The 14,941-nt window shown below is 67.2% G+C and carries 15 protein-coding genes; 1 reads left to right on the forward strand and 14 read right to left on the reverse strand.

Annotated elements, in window-relative coordinates; genetic code table 11:
• Positions 1-7: 7 nt before the first annotated feature.
• From ABSH63_RS01680 to ABSH63_RS01720, 9 genes are all read right to left on the reverse strand, one after another.
• Positions 8-1,660, reverse strand: a complete 1,653-nt coding sequence (locus ABSH63_RS01680) for a sulfatase-like hydrolase/transferase (protein ID WP_352886834.1) — start codon at positions 1,658-1,660, stop codon at positions 8-10.
• Positions 1,657-2,331: a hypothetical protein gene (locus ABSH63_RS01685; RefSeq protein WP_352886837.1), complete on the reverse strand. Its 675-nt coding sequence runs from the start codon at positions 2,329-2,331 to the stop codon at positions 1,657-1,659. The genes ABSH63_RS01680 and ABSH63_RS01685 overlap by 4 nt, the downstream gene beginning before the upstream one ends.
• Positions 2,332-2,349: 18 nt before the next feature.
• On the reverse strand, positions 2,350-3,171 hold the full coding sequence (locus tag ABSH63_RS01690) for a formylglycine-generating enzyme family protein (RefSeq protein WP_352886839.1): 822 nt from the start codon (positions 3,169-3,171) through the stop codon (positions 2,350-2,352).
• On the reverse strand, positions 3,168-4,196 hold the full coding sequence (locus ABSH63_RS01695; RefSeq protein ID WP_352886841.1) for a glutathione S-transferase N-terminal domain-containing protein: 1,029 nt from the start codon (positions 4,194-4,196) through the stop codon (positions 3,168-3,170). Before ABSH63_RS01695 ends, ABSH63_RS01690 begins: the two co-directional genes overlap by 4 nt.
• A 378-nt stretch (positions 4,197-4,574) precedes the next feature.
• Positions 4,575-5,678: a glutathione S-transferase family protein gene (locus ABSH63_RS01700; RefSeq protein ID WP_352886844.1), complete on the reverse strand. Its 1,104-nt coding sequence runs from the start codon at positions 5,676-5,678 to the stop codon at positions 4,575-4,577.
• Between the two features lie 16 nt (positions 5,679-5,694).
• The gene (locus ABSH63_RS01705; RefSeq protein ID WP_352886846.1) at positions 5,695-6,378 is read right to left on the reverse strand and encodes a glutathione S-transferase family protein; all 684 of its coding nucleotides are present in this window, start codon (positions 6,376-6,378) and stop codon (positions 5,695-5,697) included.
• 24 nt (positions 6,379-6,402) lie between these two features.
• A complete protein-coding gene (locus ABSH63_RS01710; protein WP_352886849.1) occupies positions 6,403-6,726 on the reverse strand; it encodes a hypothetical protein in 324 nt (107 codons plus the stop codon).
• Positions 6,727-6,768: 42 nt separating this feature from the next.
• The gene (locus tag ABSH63_RS01715; protein ID WP_352886851.1) at positions 6,769-7,842 is read right to left on the reverse strand and encodes an MBL fold metallo-hydrolase; all 1,074 of its coding nucleotides are present in this window, start codon (positions 7,840-7,842) and stop codon (positions 6,769-6,771) included.
• A complete protein-coding gene (locus ABSH63_RS01720; protein WP_352886853.1) occupies positions 7,839-8,480 on the reverse strand; it encodes a hypothetical protein in 642 nt (213 codons plus the stop codon). Before ABSH63_RS01720 ends, ABSH63_RS01715 begins: the two co-directional genes overlap by 4 nt.
• Before the next feature lie 221 nt (positions 8,481-8,701).
• Between ABSH63_RS01720 and ABSH63_RS01725 the strand changes: the two genes are divergently transcribed.
• Complete coding sequence (locus ABSH63_RS01725) at positions 8,702-11,290, forward strand: TonB-dependent receptor (protein WP_352886855.1); 2,589 nt, start codon at positions 8,702-8,704, stop codon at positions 11,288-11,290.
• A 10-nt stretch (positions 11,291-11,300) separates the two neighbouring features.
• On the opposite strand, the gene ABSH63_RS01730 is transcribed toward ABSH63_RS01725, so the two are convergent.
• The 5 genes from ABSH63_RS01730 to ABSH63_RS01750 all read right to left on the reverse strand — a co-directional run bounded on the left by ABSH63_RS01730 (position 11,301) and on the right by ABSH63_RS01750 (position 14,939).
• Positions 11,301-11,567 (reverse strand): DUF2442 domain-containing protein, encoded by a 267-nt coding sequence (locus ABSH63_RS01730; protein ID WP_352886857.1) that lies wholly within the window; start codon positions 11,565-11,567, stop codon positions 11,301-11,303.
• Positions 11,560-11,826, reverse strand: coding sequence for a DUF4160 domain-containing protein (locus ABSH63_RS01735; protein ID WP_352886858.1), 267 nt, complete (start codon positions 11,824-11,826; stop codon positions 11,560-11,562). Before ABSH63_RS01735 ends, ABSH63_RS01730 begins: the two co-directional genes overlap by 8 nt.
• A 90-nt stretch (positions 11,827-11,916) precedes the next feature.
• Complete coding sequence (locus ABSH63_RS01740) at positions 11,917-12,822, reverse strand: haloalkane dehalogenase (protein WP_352886859.1); 906 nt, start codon at positions 12,820-12,822, stop codon at positions 11,917-11,919.
• Between the two features lie 5 nt (positions 12,823-12,827).
• A complete protein-coding gene (locus ABSH63_RS01745) occupies positions 12,828-13,925 on the reverse strand; it encodes a DUF2855 family protein (RefSeq protein ID WP_352886860.1) in 1,098 nt (365 codons plus the stop codon).
• Between the two features lie 15 nt (positions 13,926-13,940).
• The gene (locus ABSH63_RS01750; RefSeq protein ID WP_352886861.1) at positions 13,941-14,939 is read right to left on the reverse strand and encodes an NADP-dependent oxidoreductase; all 999 of its coding nucleotides are present in this window, start codon (positions 14,937-14,939) and stop codon (positions 13,941-13,943) included.
• Positions 14,940-14,941: the final 2 nt, after the last annotated feature.

The following is a 14,941-nucleotide window of genomic DNA, read 5'->3' on the forward strand; positions in this document are numbered from 1 at the left end:
GCGCGCTTCAGTTCTGCCAGTAGACGTATTCGTCGTCCGGGCTCTCCGGCTCGGCCAGGGTCTTGTCGATCAGCACCGGCAGCTCGACGAAGCTCGGCCACATCGGCTCGGCCATCTGCGCATTGTGCGCATCGAGCAGCGCACGCAGCTCGGCGACCTTGTCCGGACGCCGGTCCGCGAGATCGTGTTGCTCGGTCGGATCGACGTCGAGATGAAACAGCCAGTGCTTGTCGGGACGCTTGGCGACCTGCAGCTTCCAGCCGCGCGCGATCACCATCTGGTAGCTGCCGTCGCGCCAGAACAGCGCCTCGTGGGGCGGCGCCTCGATCTCGCCACGCAGATATGGCAAAAGATCGCGGCCGTCGATCACGCGATCCTCCGGCAGGCGCGCACCGGCGGCGGCGACCGCGGTCGGTACGATGTCGATGCTCGATACCGGGTGCGGGAAGTCGATGCCGGCGGGAATCCGCGCCGGCCATTGCGCGACGAAAGGCACGCGCACACCACCTTCGAACAGGGTCAGCTTCCAGCCGCGGAACGGCCGGTTCAGATCGGGCAGACCGAGGTAGTTCGGCGCGCCGTTGTCGCTGGTGACGATCAGCAGGGTGTGCTCGGCCAAGCCCTGCGCCTGGAGTGCCGCGCGCACGCGGCCGACGCTGCGATCCACGGCGCGCAGCATCGCGCCGTAGACGCGGCGCCGGTGATCGGGAATGTGCGCCAGCGCGTCGTAGTCGGCCTTCGCCGCCTGCAGCGGCGTGTGCGGCGCCCAGTGCGCGAGGTACAAGAAGAACGGCCGGTGACGGTTGGCCTCGATGACGCGGATCGCCTCGTCGGTGTAGTAGTCGGTCAGATAGCCGCGCGGCTCGAACCAGTCGCCGGCGTTGTAGCTGGTCGCATAGCGCATGTTCGCCCACAGGAAGCGGTCGATCGGATCGAAGTCCTGGCGCGAGTTGACGACCTCGGGATGGTCCACCGGCAGGTACAGCCCGTTCTCCATGTACAAGCTCTCGTCGAAGCCCTGATTCAGCGGCCGCAGCGCATCGGTGCCGCCCAGATGCCACTTGCCGATGTGCACGTTGTGGTAGCCGGCCGGCTTGAGCATCTCCGCCAGGGTGATCTCGGCGGGCGGTAGACCCAGCTCATCGAAACCGGCGATGTCCGCGGCGCGCTCGGGATGCACGATGGTCGGCAGCCGACGCCGGCGCTGGGTGTCGAGCATCGGCGCGACGCGCGCCATGTTGCCGGGTGTCGGGGTGTACTCGAAGCCGAAGCGCGAGTGGTAGCGTCCGGTCAGCAGCGAGGCCCGTGACGGCGCACACACGGCGTTCGCCGCATAGCCGTTGCGAAAGCGCACGCCGGCGGCGGCCACCGCGTCGATGTTCGGCGTCGGCACCTCGGGCATGCCGCCGCCGTAGGTGCTGACGTCGTTGTAACCCAGATCGTCGAACAGGATCACGATGATGTTCGGCGGCCGCGCGCCGGGCGGCCGCGATGGCGCATCGGGCCCGCGCTGCCACGGCACCTCGCGGTTGGAACCGACCGGATGCTTGATCGCCGAGACCCAGCCGGTGACGTGCAGCAGAATGTGCACGCGCGCGACATACAGCGCCGCCGCGAGCGCGGCGCTGACCAGCAGCGCGATCAGCAGCGTGCGCTTCATCGGCGCGCTGCGGAATACCAGGCGCTGCGCCGCAGCAGCAGGTGCAGCAAGCCGCCGAGCGCAGCGAGCAAAAGGGCGACCGGCACGCGCACGAAGAACAGGCCGAAAACCGGCTTGACCGGAAACACCTGGGTCTTTTCGATCGACGCCCACTTGTGCACGCCGATGCCGGCGCCAGCGAGCGCAACGACCATCTCGACCAGATCGCGCCGGCTGCGATAGCGCACCAGCGCGACGCGCTCCCAGGCCGTGTGATCGCCGGGCTCGTCGAGGAAACGCCCCATCGGCGTGCCGAGGAACAGTGGATGTCCGCCATGGCGCAGCAGCACCGGCACGATCGCGCGGTTGTAGCGGGCGTCGGCATCAAGCGCGCTGCCGCCGTAGGCCGAGCCGGGGGGATACTGCGCCTCGTCGCGAAAGTCGATCAGGTTGAGCATGTAGAACTCGTCGCCGTCGTCGCTCGCCGCGAGCCGGCGCAGCTCCTCGAACAGGCGTTCCTGTCCGTGACCCTCGCCTTCGCTGCTGCCGGCACGCGCGCGGATCTGCGCGAAGTAGGCGGCGAGATCGGCCTCGCTGAGCACCGCTCGATCGGCGTCGTACCAGGCGATGAAGCCGGCGTAGAGCAGCAGCAGCGCGGCGACGAGGACGCGACGGCCGGTGATCAGGGACATGAGCTGCCTCGCTTGGGGTCAATCGGTGAGATCGCGCGCGCAACGAAAGCCCACGTGCATCAGCGCCGAGTCCGGCGTCGCGTGCGCGCGGGCGCTGACGCGAAAGCCATAGCAGACGTTGGGATCGCACAGGAACGAACCGCCACGCATCGCCTTCTCGCTGCCAGTCGCGGTGGTGCCGGTGCCGTAGGGCGCGTACCAGTCCGCGCTCCATTCCCAGACATTGCCGGCCAGGTCCTCGAAGCCCAGACCGTCGCGGCCAAAGGCGCCGACCGGCGAGGTCGTGCGGTAGCCGTCGGCGGCGGTGTTGATCGCCGGAAACGCGCCGGTCCAGACGTTGGCGCGATAGCGTCGGGCCGCGACCAGCTGCGCGCCGAAGGCATGACGGCCGCCATGGCCGGCGAGGCGCGCGGCGTGTTCGAACTCGATTTCGGTCGGCAGGCGTTTGCCGTGGGCCGCGCAATAGGCCTGCGCATCGTTCCAGCTCACCTGCGTGACCGGATGATCGGCGACGGCCTTTGGCCCGTCGGGCCCCAACGGCCGCAGCCAGTACGCACCGTCGACCAAGCGCCAGTGTCCGCTGCCGAAACTCATCACCGCGGCGCTGCCGACGCGCTCGGCCTCGGTGACGATGCCGTGCGCCGCGACGTAACGCGCGAACGCGCTCACCGTCACCGGTGCGCGGTCCAGTTCGAACGCCGCCACCGTGGCGAGGAACGACGGCTTCTCGTCGGCGCGGCCGGCGTCGTCGCCGATGCGGGTCTGCCCGCCGGGCACGCGGATCATGTCGGCGCCGGCGACCAGGGGCAGCGCCAGCAGCGCCAGCGCGATCCGCCTCATGGCGCGAGCAGTGCCTCGCAGCCGCTGCCGGCCAGCACCGATGCCAGCCAGTCGCGATCCGCCGGCGCCAGCGCCGCGAGCTGTGCGCGCAGCGCATTCAGACACTTCACCTGATAGGCGAAGGGCTGCTGCCGCCACTGCCCGCCCTCGACCGCGCATTCGACCCATTCGGCGCCCCGTGCACGCGCCGCCGCGTTGGCGAGCAGGAACGGCACGTAGGTACCGCCGATCTCGGCCAAGAGCGGCTTGAGCGCGTCCACTGCCGTGTCGCGATCGAGCCACTGTCCATCGTCGACGCGCCAGCCGCCGAGATCTTCCATGCGCACGGTCCAGGCGACCACGCGCGGTGCCGTGCGCTCGGCGAGTCGCGCGGAAGTCGGATCGAAGCCGCAGAGCTGGGTGAGCTGGCCGTACAGCCCGAAGTCGCCGGCCGCCGGGCGATCGCCGAACAGGAAGCGGCGCTGCGCGAACAGCGTTTCGAGCACGCCCAGCAGGCGCCGGTAGCCGGCTTCGAGGAGCGGCGCCGTCGCCTCACTGCAGCCGACCACCGCGCGCCGGGCGATCTGGCGTTCGCCGAACCACTGCGCGAACTGTTCGAGCTGCGCCGTCGGCACGCTCGGATCGATCTGCCGCATGAGCTGCCGGCGCGCCCATTCGATGCCGTCGGGATCGGTCCAGCGATAGTGGAACATGAACTTGGTGCACCACTCGTCGCCGTAGTCCTCGACCAGTGCGCTCAAGAAGGCCAGCGCCGGATCGCTCGGCAGCAAGGAACGGCCGGTGTGCTCGCGTTCCAGGCGCGCGATCAGCGGCGTGGAGTCGACCGCGGCCTCGCGCATCGCGCCCGTCTCGTCGTGCCAGACCAGCACCGGGATGACGGGCACCGGCACCGGCGGCGGCGCGACGTACTCCGGACCGTTGCTGACCACCCAGACATGCGCGATCCGCCGGTAACGCAGGACGGCGCGCAGCTTGCGCGAATACGGCGAGCCTTCGTTGCCGATGATCGTCAGCGTCTGCGTCATGCGTGCTCCTTGCCGCGCGATGTTGGAACGAACTTTACATGATGTCAACTACGCAGGGACTGAGCATCCAGCGAGCGATCGGTCCGGTGCGCGTCGGATGCGCCGATCCAGATGGCGCGCCGATTCGCGGCGATCAGGCTCTGTCCGTACGCCGTCGGACCGGCGGCGCGGGCAGATTCCAGGGTGTACCGCGCAGCGCGCGCAGGCCATACCAAGGGACACGGGGTAACGCTGTCGCAGCGGCAGCTCGAACTCGGCCTCGAGGCCGGCGGGAATGTCGGCGGCGCATGAAGCCGCCGAGCACCGCGGCCTACTGCCATTCGAGCTTGCCGCCGTAGTAGGAGACGTCGGAAACGTAGGCGGTGTACATGCGGCGCGCTACTGCGGCGCGACGCGCAGCGCCATGCGCTGGAGCCGCGGAATCGGCAGGCGCATGGCCTCGACACCGCCAAGGCCGGCGAGCCAGGTGTCGACGCCGCTGCGCGATTGCGCATCGAGGGCGGCGTAGGCATCGAACACGCGCTGTGCCATCCACAGGCTATACGGGCGTGCACTGAGCGTGAACGGGCGACCGGCGAGCGGGATCTGGATGCGGCCCAGCGCCCGCGAATAGCCGCGACCGGGCGCCAGCCCCGGCGTTGCCTTCATGACTTCGGCCAGCGTCGCCTGCAGATACGGCCAGAACTCGCCGAAGATCGAGGCGAACAGCGGCTGCAAGGTGTCCGGGACCGCATCGGCGGGGAGGAAGTCGCCGCGGTCGTTCGCCCGCGGCTGCAGCATGCGCTGCACCCAGGCGGCCAGATGCCGGCGCGGCTCGATCAGCGTGCGTGCCGGGTAAGGATCACGCGCAAGATGTGCGTACAGCGGGCCGATCAAGCCGTAGTCGCCGAGGCTCGCGCGCGTGCCGAGCAGATAGGGCTGCCGGGCGAAATGCGCATCGAGCGCGTCGCACATCGTCTCGGTCCAGCGCTCGATGGCATCGAGCTGTGCCGGAACCACACCCAGGCCCGGCAGGAAGCTGCGCATCGTGCCTGCGGCCTTGGCGACGACGCGGTTTCTCAGCAAGCGCGGCGCGAACGGCAGCAGATTGCGCCCACCTTCAGGCTCGAAGACTTCGCGGTAGTTCTCTTCGAAGTTCCAGCGGTAGTGCATCGCGCTCGGCAGCCAGAACTCATCGCCCCAGGCTTCGAGCAGGTAGGCGGCGATGCGCTGACGCGGGGTGGACGGCACCACCGGAGCATCGGTGTAGCGCGTCTCCAGCACGTCGATGATGGTCGAGGTGTCCCGCAGCCATTCGTTCTGCGGCGTGAGCACGACCGGCATCACCTTGGCACCGGTACGGCGCTTGATCGCGCGCATGTCCCACAGTGTCACGCGCTTTTCGCGAAAAGGGATCTCCTTGTGGCGCAGATAGGCGCGGATCTTGCCGCTGTACAGCGACAGCTCCCAGCCGTAGAGGACGTGATCGCGCGTCCGACTCACCGCCGTCCCCTGCCGCTCACTTCTGCAGCATGCTCTGCGCGCCCTTGACGAACGCGCGTGCGGCATCGGACGCCTCGTCGAGCGGCGGGAGCTTGACCGGCACCTCGATACCCTTCTGGCAGGCCGGGCGCGCGGCCATGGCATCGCGCCAGCGCTTGAGGTTTTCCAGTCCGTCGACCTTCACGCCGGACCATTTGTAGGTCCGCACCCAGGGCCAGGTGGCGATGTCGGCGATGGAGTAGTCGTCGGCAAGCCATTCGCTTTCGCCGAGACGCCGGTCGAGCACCTCGAACAGGCGTCGGCACTCGTTCTGGTAGCGGTCGATCGCCGGCTGGATCTTCTCCGGGAAGTAGCGGAAGAACACATTCGCCTGCCCCATCATCGGGCCGATGCCACTCATCTGGAACATCAGCCACTGCAGCACGCGCGAGCGGCCCTTGGCGTCCTTGGGCAGCAGCCGACCGGTCTTCTCGGCGAGGTAGATCAGAATCGCACCCGACTCGAAGACGGCGAAGTCGTCGTTGTCGGTATCGACGATCGTCGGGATGCGGCCGTTTGGGTTCAGCTTGAGATAGTCCGGCCGCTTCTGCTCACCCTTCATCAGGTCGATCGCATGGACGCGATAGGGCAGCCCGAGCTCCTCCAGCGCGATGGATACCTTGTGGCCGTTGGGCGTCGCTGCGGTGTAAAGCTCGATCATGCTGTGGTCTCCGCGAAAAGAAGCTCATTCTGCAGCAAGGCGCTGCCACTCGATGCGGCGCTCACCCAGCAGCGTGCCCACACGCGTGATGAAGCGGCGGTCGCCCTCCAGTCCAAGCTCCGCGTCGACTTCGCGGTTGCGTCGCGGTACATAAAGCCGGCCGCGCCAACGCGACTTGTCTTTCAATGGTGCGAAGTCACGGAACACATGCGTGCCGACACGCTCGGGATGCGTGGCATGCGCAACGATATGTCCCTGCCAGAGGCCGTCGATCTCGCGTAGTTCGACAACCGCCTCGGGTGCATCGACGGCGCTCCAACGGCCCGCCAGCGAGGCATCAGCGTGCACCGTCGCGCAGATGAAGTCAGCAGCACAGCGGCAATGCTGCGTTCAGCCACGGCGGCGCAGCCGCACGTCGGTGCTGGCCTCCGGCAACTGGATCCAGGTACCGTCACGGCCGACCGTGACCGGGCCGTCGTAGACCTCGGCGACGCCCTGTATGAACAACTTTTCGAGTCGTCGCAGCGGCAGTGCCGGCACGATGTGGTAGTAGAGCAAGTGCTTTGCGCGCACCGCCTGCGCCAGCTCGGCCGCTTGCACCGGCGTGGTGTGGTAGTCGTGGATGTCCAGCGTGATCTGCGCCATATGCCCGGCATCCGCCGCACGCGCACCGGCCGTGATCACGTCGACCAGATGCACGGCGAGCGCCTCGTGCACGAGCAGGTCCACGTCCTGGGCAAAGCGCGCGAGGTTGTCGGACTTGATCGTGTCGCCGGAGATCACCGCACTGCGACCGCGATAGTCGATGCGATAGCCGACGGCCGGCTCGACCGGCGCATGGGTCACCGAAAACGCGGTGATCCTAAGGCCGTCATCGTCGAGCACGACGCGACTCTCGCCGTCGCCGGGCATCGTGAAGGCAAGCGCCCTGGCACCGGCGCCGGACGGCGGGATGACCGCTGGCCCGTGATGCGCGACGCGATAGCCGAAGTCATGACCGTAAGCGAGATTGAATCCGTCGACGATGGGCTCGACGCCCGCCGGGCCTTGAACCGGCAGCGGCGTATCGCGAGCACCGCCGGCCCAGCGCTGCAGCATCAGTTCACCGAGGCCGTCGATATGATCCGAGTGAAAATGCGTCAGTAGCAGCGCCTCGACGCGACCGGGCGGCAGGCCGAGCTGCGGGAAGTTGCGCACCGCTGCGCTGCCGACATCGATCACGACGATGCGTCCGCCGGCGACCACGGCGACGCAGGGCCCGGCACGCTTGGGGTCCGGCATCGGCGAGCCGCTGCCGCAGAGCACGATGTTCAAGCCTTCGGCGTATTGCGCAAAGGCCTCGCCGGACAGCGTCGACACCACCTGGCGCTGCATCGCGCGCAGCAGCAGGCGGTCGCCGAATACGGCCGCCACGATCAGCAGCGTGATCACCGCCGCTGGGGCAATCAACCAGCGGCGGCTCATACCGGACCCCGGCCGGGCTTCATTTGCGCATCCGGCAGGGCCTTCTGTGGCACCGGCCCCTGGAAGCTGCGCAGATTGCGGAACAAATACACCGTCACCGGACAGCCCAGATCACAGACCCAGCGCCGGGGCAGTTCGACATGGAACAAGGCCCAGTCATCGGGCTCGGCAATGACGCTACCATCGGCGGCAGCCGTCTGCTGCACGTACCAGCCGCCGTCGGGCAGGCGCACGAAGTTCACCCGCGTTCCGGCTTCGAAGCCGATGACATGGTGTTTCTCGATCACCAGACGGGTCGGCGCATCGCCGGGTGCGAGCCCGCGGAACTGGCGTGGCCGCGCAACCCGCACCCAATCGAGACCGCCGATGCGACGCTGCTCCAGCGCGCTGTCCGCATCCGCGCCGGGCGAGCGTTTGAACCAGGCGAAATCCATCGCCGAGCGGCCCAGACCCGACTTCACGTAAGGCGGCTCCGGCCGGAAAGCCCTGTATTCCGCCTCGCTGATCGGCTGCTGATGCAGCCAGACATCGCCGCTGCGTGGATCGAAGATCTCCATGTGCAACTCGCGCGGCGCGACCGTCACATTCGCAGACGGCACGTCATCCGGTATTGCGGGACCGCAGGCGGCGTCGGACATGACTCGCTCTCCTGGAGACAGGGACTGCGGCGCAATGCTTGCCGTTTATTTACATGTTGTCAATATCATCGCAGATCACCGACACTCCGGCCGTTGACGCTGGCCCGCCACTGATTCAAAGTAGACAGCATGTCAATTAACGTGAGCCGGCATGGCCGGCCACGGCGATGCAAGCGAGACCGCTGGCCCCACCCGGCATGGCGGCACTGGAGGAGCAGGCGATGCGATCGGGACCAGCACCGCTGCAGGCCGCAGCGGCACTGTTGCTGATGATGGGTGCCGGTGCCGGCGCCGCCGACGAGCTCGACCTGCTGCTGGCGCCCGTGCATGAAGAACCGGCCATGTCCGAACCGCAGTCCGGTGAAGCCGCGGCGGACGCCGACGACACCGTTGCCACGCTGCCGGTTGCGCCGCTGCGCGTCGAGCAGGAGACGAGAACGACGCCGTCGCGCAGCGGGCGCGTGGTCGAGGAAATCGTCGTCACCGCGCAGAAAACCGAACAGAGCCTGCAGGATGTGCCGATCTCGGTCTCGGCGATCGGCGGCGCGCAGATCCGCGATGCGGCGATCTCGGATGCGCAGGAACTCATGCAGTACACGCCGAACGTCAAGTTCGCACAGGCGGCGAACTTCCTGCCCACGCTCAACATCCGCGGCTTCGGCTCGCCGCCGCTGGGGCGCAACCTCGAACCTTCGGTGGGCCTTGCGATCGACGAGGTGTTCTACGGCCGCTCGACCTTCATCGCCGATGCCATCTTCGACGTCGACCGCGTCGAGGTCCTGCGCGGGCCGCAGGGCACTCTGTTCGGCAAGAACACCATCGCCGGCGTGCTCAGTTTCACCACCGCGCAGCCCCACTTCGAGCCCTCCGGGTTCCTCACGGCTGCGGTCGGCAGCCTGTCCGAACGCCGCCTCGAAGGCGGTGCCAGCTTCGGCCTGATCGACGACGTGCTCGCTGCGCGGGTGTCGTTCCGCGCCCGCGACCGCAAGACCGGCATGGTCAACACCATGCTGGACCAGACCAACGACGCCCAGGATTACGCCGGACGCATCAAGCTGCGCTGGTACGTTGGCGATGCGACCACCGCCGACCTCGGCCTGCTGGTTGCAAGCTCGCGTGCCAACGGCACCGGTTTCGAGCTGCAACAGGCCTCCGAGCGCTCGCTGACGCGCTACCGCCAGATCGACCCGGACGCCGAAGCGGAAGCCTTCAACGGCCGCCAGTCGATCAACGAGCCGGTGTTCTCCGACCGTGATGCCCGCAGCCTGTCGCTGAAGCTCAATCATGACCTCGGCCAGATCGCCGCGCTGCGCGACGTCGACGCCACGCTGATACTGGCCGACGCGCTGATCGAAACCCCTTACCTGGTCGACACCGACTTCTCGCCGATCGACTCGCAGTCCGCCGGCTCCGCGGGACCTGAGCGCTACCGGCAACGCTCCTTCGAGCTCCGCACCTCGGCTCGCAGCGATGGGCTATTCGGCTGGGGCGAGGACATGCACTGGATCGCCGGCATCTTCGGACTGGACAGCGCGTCCAAGGTGAGCCAGGACGTGACCGTCAACACCAATGGCGTGATCGACTCGATCCTCGCCGGCGGCACCGCTGCCGGCCGTCCGATTCCGCAGATACCGCTGGCCTTGCAGGATCTGCTCGAAGCGCTGGGGCTGCCGACCGACATCAGCGATCTGCCAGCACCGCTGCAGCTGATTCCGGCAGCGCTCGCCGAGGAGAAGCTGCTCAATCGCACCGATGTCGACGCGACTTCACTCGCCGTGTTCGTGCAAGGCACCTGGTCGCTCACCGAGCGGCTCGACCTGATCTTCGGCTACCGCTACGGGCGCGAACGCAAGCAAGGCAGCCAGTCGTCGCAATGCCAGAACCGTCCTGTGTGTACCGCTGCCTTCGCATTCGCGGGCCAGCGTAACTTCAGTGAGAGCGGCGCGCGGCGCGAGACGGAACGCTCGCCCAAGCTCGCCGTCAGCTACGCATTCAACGATGCCATCACCGGCTTTGCCAATGTCACGCGCGGCTTCAAGAGCGGCGGCTTCTCCGGACCGCTGCTCGCGCCCAACAATCTGCAGTACGGCCCGGAACAGGCCATGTCCTACGAGGCCGGCATCAAGTCCCGTTTGCTCGACCGCAGTCTCGTGCTCAATGCCGCGGTCTACCGCGTCGAGTTCGACGACCTGCAGGTCAACCTGTTCGACGGCACCAACATCAGCACGATCAACGCGGCCAGCGCGGTCTCGCAGGGTCTGGAGATCGACTTCCAGTGGTTGCCGCCGATCGAGGCGCTGACGCTGGCCGGCAGCCTCGGATTCACCGATGTGGCCTATGGCGCCTTCGTCTGCGGCCCGGCGATTGCGACCGACACCGACACCGCGCCCGAATGCAACCCAAACGGCAATCCACGCCCGCCGCCGACGCAGGACCTCACGGGTCGCCAGACGCCGTTCACGCCGAGGATCAGCGCCAGCTTCACGCCCTCGTTGCGCTTTTTGCTGTGGCCGCGCCATCGGCTCGGCGCGATGCTCGGCATCGACGTGCTCTATCAGGGCGAGCAGTACCTCGATGCGGATCTCGATCCAGCCAGCCTGCAGAAGGCGACGACCAAGCTCAACGCGCGCCTGGCCATCGCACCGGCTTCGCGCCGCTGGGCGCTGGTGTTCAACGCCAAGAACCTCACCGGCGTGCAGGAACGTGTCGTCGTCTTCGACCAGCCGCAGTTCGCCGGCAACTATGCCACCGTGGTTCTGCCCGACGAGCCGCTGTATGCGCTGGATCTGCGCTACAACTTCGGCCAGTGAGCCGCGCGCCTTACGCCGCCTCTACGGTCCGCAGATGCCCAGTCGAGCGCAGGCGCTGATGCAGGGAAGCCGCGCTCAATTCGAGTCCGTTGGGCCAGCACAGCGCGCCCAGCTCCAGAAAGAAGCGATTGCGGAACGCAGCATCCGCCAGCGGCTCGGTGAGCTCGGTATTGCGATCGATCAAGGGCTGGAGATCGAGTTCGCCAAACGAACCATCCGAGAACACCAGACTGATTCGGTTGTCGGGTGGCGGTGTAGCCTGAACGATCTTAATCATTGTCCGCTCCGGGAATTCTCTTCAGTGGCAGCAATGCCTGCGCGAGTCGCCAATCTTCGAGCAGTGCCGCCTGCTGCTCCAGACACCATTCCTTGACCAGCTGCGCAGCCCGCCGCGGTAACGCGCCCTCGATGATATCGCCCGATGCAATGGCGACCAGAGCCTCGTGCCCCTGATACTCGACGTGCACTTGCGGCGGCGCATGATCATCGTGGTACATGCGCACGTAAATGCCGAAGAAATACGAGATCACAGGCATGCCTGCAGTATACGCCGACTGGATACGCGGGGAACGGGGACCAGTGCCGCGCAGCCGGCTCCAGGCGCTCGCGGAACGCACTCTACCGATCTACTCAGTGCTACCGATGAACCGGATCGTGTGCTCGGCCAGCAGTTCGGGCACGTCTTCCTGAATGAAGTGGTTGGCGTTGTCGAAGCGCTGGTGCGGCTGATCCTTGGCGCCCGGCACGCGGCGCTGGAACTCGCGGTCGACGCCGCGCGACACCGGATCGAGCTTGCCCCAGAGCGTCAGAAACGGTTTGTCGAAGCGCTCCAGCTTGGCCCACACCTGTTTGTTCAGCGGCACGCCCGGGTTGTCCGGCTGCACCGCGATCAGCATCGGGAAGGCGATGATGCCGGCCATGTAGCGCGCATCCGGGAATGGCGCGCAATAGGCGTCGAGTTCAGCAGGCGTCAGCTTGCGCGTCATGCCCGGCGGCAGCATCTGCCGCAGCGGGAACGTGCTCGCATTGCGCATCATGCCCACCCACATCTTCATGAACTCGGACTCGCCCTGCCCTTCGGGCACGCCGGTATTCGAGGCGATGACGCGCTCGAAGCGCTGCGGCTGTTCGGCGACCATGGCCAGTCCTATGGTCCCGCCCCAGTCCTGGCAGAACAGCGTGATGCGGCGCAGGTCCATCGCACGCAGCCAGTCGTTCATCCATGCGTAGTGGCGGGCGAGCGTGTAGTCGGCCTTGTGCGCCGGCTTGTCCGAGCGGCCGTTGCCGACCAAATCGACGGCGATCACGCGATGCCCTGCCGCCAGCAGCAGCGGAATCATGTGCCGGTACAGATAGCTCCAGGTGGGGTTGCCGTGCATCAGCAGGATCGGATCGGCGTCGCGCGGCCCCTCGTCGACGTGGTGGATCCGGATCGGCGTGCCGTCGGCATCGCGGATCTCACAGTAGCGCGGCGCGTACGGCCAGCCATCGAGTGCGGCGAAGCATTCGTCCGGTGTGCGCAGGATTTCCACGCCCTTTAGCCCTGCATCGACAGCATCAGCCCGCGGCTCGGCGGCACCTGGTTGTTGATCATCTCCAGGTAGCGCTGTTCGACCGCCGCGGGTCCGCGCGCGTGCACGACCTCGAGCTTGTCGGCGACCGACTGCGCGATCTTCGCGCCCGCGGCGAAGGCCTTCATCAGCACCGCGCCCGGCCCCCACTCCTTCTCGCGGCGCGCGATGTGCGAGGGCGCGAAGAACATCGTCGGCCGTGCCCCGGGCACCGTGCCCTCGTGCCGCGCCGCGTCCCAATGCGTGGCGCCGACGATCGCGCTGTGGCGGATGTTGTCGCAGAAATGTTCGTGCACGGCGCGGATCACCTCGCCGGATCCGGCCATGTCGATGAAGGCCGTGGTCTTGGAGGCGTCGAGCGTCGCGATATCGCCATAGGTGACGACCTCGTCGCAGACGTCCAAGCCTTTGACGAATGCGACATTGGACGGCGATGTCAGGCCGACCACGCGCTGTTTCACGGCGATGTCGTGATGCAGCAGGTGCGCGAGCCCGAAGCCGGTCTTCGACGATGCGGAGCCGATGAGCACCTGCTGCGCACCGAAGAAGTCATTGGCGATGAGATAGTCGTAGAGGATGAACGAGGTCGCGAACAGCGGGAACAGCAGGCAGCGCTCGTCCTCCATCTGCTTGAGGAATGGCGGATCGTTGGCGGTGCGGTGGTACTCGTTGTACAGGCCCGGCAACGCCTTGCGGTGTGGCGCGAAGTCCTTGAAGCGCGCCGGCTCGATCTTGCCGGGCCGCAGCACCACCTGCGTCGCCATCGGAAAGAATCCCCACAGGCGCTCGCCCACGGCGATGTCCGCACAGCGCGACTCGATCACGTCGGCGAAGCCCCAGACCGGCACCTTGCCCCAGCCATCGCTCTCGTGGCCTTGCGCCGGATAGAACTTCCAGTAACCGATCAAATCGCCGGTCAGGGCATACGACACGTTGTTCGCGGTCAATCCAAACTTGTCGATGGCGACGCGGATCTCGCCTTCGTCGAGCGCCTGCGCCGCGCGCTCGACCAGCCTGGTCTGGCGCAGGTCATCGCGCCGCACCCAGAGTTCATGCACGTTCATCTTGCTCGCCCCCTTTTAGACCTTGATCATCAGCTTGCCGTGATTGCCGCCGGCAAACAGCAGTTCCAGTGCCGCCGGGAACTGGTCGATCCCGTCCATGATGTGCTCGCGTGTCTTCAGCTTGCCTTTCATCATTAAGGCACCGAGCTGCATCGCCGCTTCCTGGATGCGCGGCAGGTAGTCGAGCATCGTGAAACCCTGCATGCGCGCGCTCTGCGCGACCAGCTGTAGGTAGTTCGCCGGCCCGCGTGCGCCGGCCAGCGTGGCGTACTGCGATACCCCACCGCAGACGACGATGCGCGCATGCCGGCGGATGCGCGCGAGCACCGCGTCCAGCGTCGCGCCGCCGACGTTGTCGAAGTAGACGTCGATGCCCTCGGGTACCACGCGATCGAGAGCAGCACCCACGTCTTCGGCCTTGTAGTCGATCGCACCGTCACAGCCGAGCTCGTCGAGCAGATAGCGGCACTTGTCGGCACCGCCGGCGATGCCGATCACCCGCGCACCGCTGATCTTCGCCACCTGACCGACCACCGAGCCGACCGCACCGGCTGCGGCGGAGACGACGACCGTCTCGCCCGCTTTCGGCTGGCCGATCTCGGTCAGCCCGAAGTAGCCGGTGAACCCCGGCATGCCCAGCCCGCCGAGGTACTTGGGCAGCGGCACGATCTTGGGATCGAGCTTGCGCAGGCCCTTGGCCGGCAAGGTGACCTCGGTCTGCACGCCGAGCAGACCGAAGACGACATCGCCGGTGCTGTAGCGCTCGCTGCGGCTGTCGACGACCTCGCCGATGCCGAAGGCCTTCATCACCTCGCCGACGCGCACTGGCTCGGCATAACTGCGGACCGGCTGGATCCAGCCGGCCATCGCCGGGTCGATCGAGATATAGCGCACGGCAAGGCGCAGCTCGCCGTCTCCGGGTGCGCGCCCCGGCTCCTGCGTGCGCGTCCACGTCTCGGCGTCCGGTAGACCAGCCGGAACGCGGGCCAGGCGGTAGCGGATCGGCAGGTCCAAAT

This window comes from Sinimarinibacterium thermocellulolyticum, assembly GCF_040327995.1.
Classification (GTDB): Bacteria; Pseudomonadota; Gammaproteobacteria; order Nevskiales; family Nevskiaceae; genus Solimonas; species Solimonas thermocellulolyticum.

Bases quoted from the DNA above. Each gene is read 5' to 3' on its own strand.
- ABSH63_RS01680 (WP_352886834.1), bottom strand. From the start codon at position 1,660: ATGAAGCGCACGCTGCTGATCGCGCTGCTGGTCAGCGCCGCGCTCGCG.
- ABSH63_RS01685 (WP_352886837.1), bottom strand. From the start codon at position 2,331: ATGTCCCTGATCACCGGCCGTCGCGTCCTCGTCGCCGCGCTGCTGCTG.
- ABSH63_RS01690 (WP_352886839.1), bottom strand. From the start codon at position 3,171: ATGAGGCGGATCGCGCTGGCGCTGCTGGCGCTGCCCCTGGTCGCCGGC.
- ABSH63_RS01695 (WP_352886841.1), bottom strand. From the start codon at position 4,196: ATGACGCAGACGCTGACGATCATCGGCAACGAAGGCTCGCCGTATTCG.
- ABSH63_RS01705 (WP_352886846.1), bottom strand. From the start codon at position 6,378: ATGATCGAGCTTTACACCGCAGCGACGCCCAACGGCCACAAGGTATCC.
- ABSH63_RS01715 (WP_352886851.1), bottom strand. From the start codon at position 7,842: ATGAGCCGCCGCTGGTTGATTGCCCCAGCGGCGGTGATCACGCTGCTG.
- ABSH63_RS01720 (WP_352886853.1), bottom strand. From the start codon at position 8,480: ATGTCCGACGCCGCCTGCGGTCCCGCAATACCGGATGACGTGCCGTCT.
- ABSH63_RS01725 (WP_352886855.1), top strand. From the start codon at position 8,702: ATGCGATCGGGACCAGCACCGCTGCAGGCCGCAGCGGCACTGTTGCTG.
- ABSH63_RS01730 (WP_352886857.1), bottom strand. From the start codon at position 11,567: ATGATTAAGATCGTTCAGGCTACACCGCCACCCGACAACCGAATCAGT.
- ABSH63_RS01735 (WP_352886858.1), bottom strand. From the start codon at position 11,826: ATGCCTGTGATCTCGTATTTCTTCGGCATTTACGTGCGCATGTACCAC.
- ABSH63_RS01745 (WP_352886860.1), bottom strand. From the start codon at position 13,925: ATGAACGTGCATGAACTCTGGGTGCGGCGCGATGACCTGCGCCAGACC.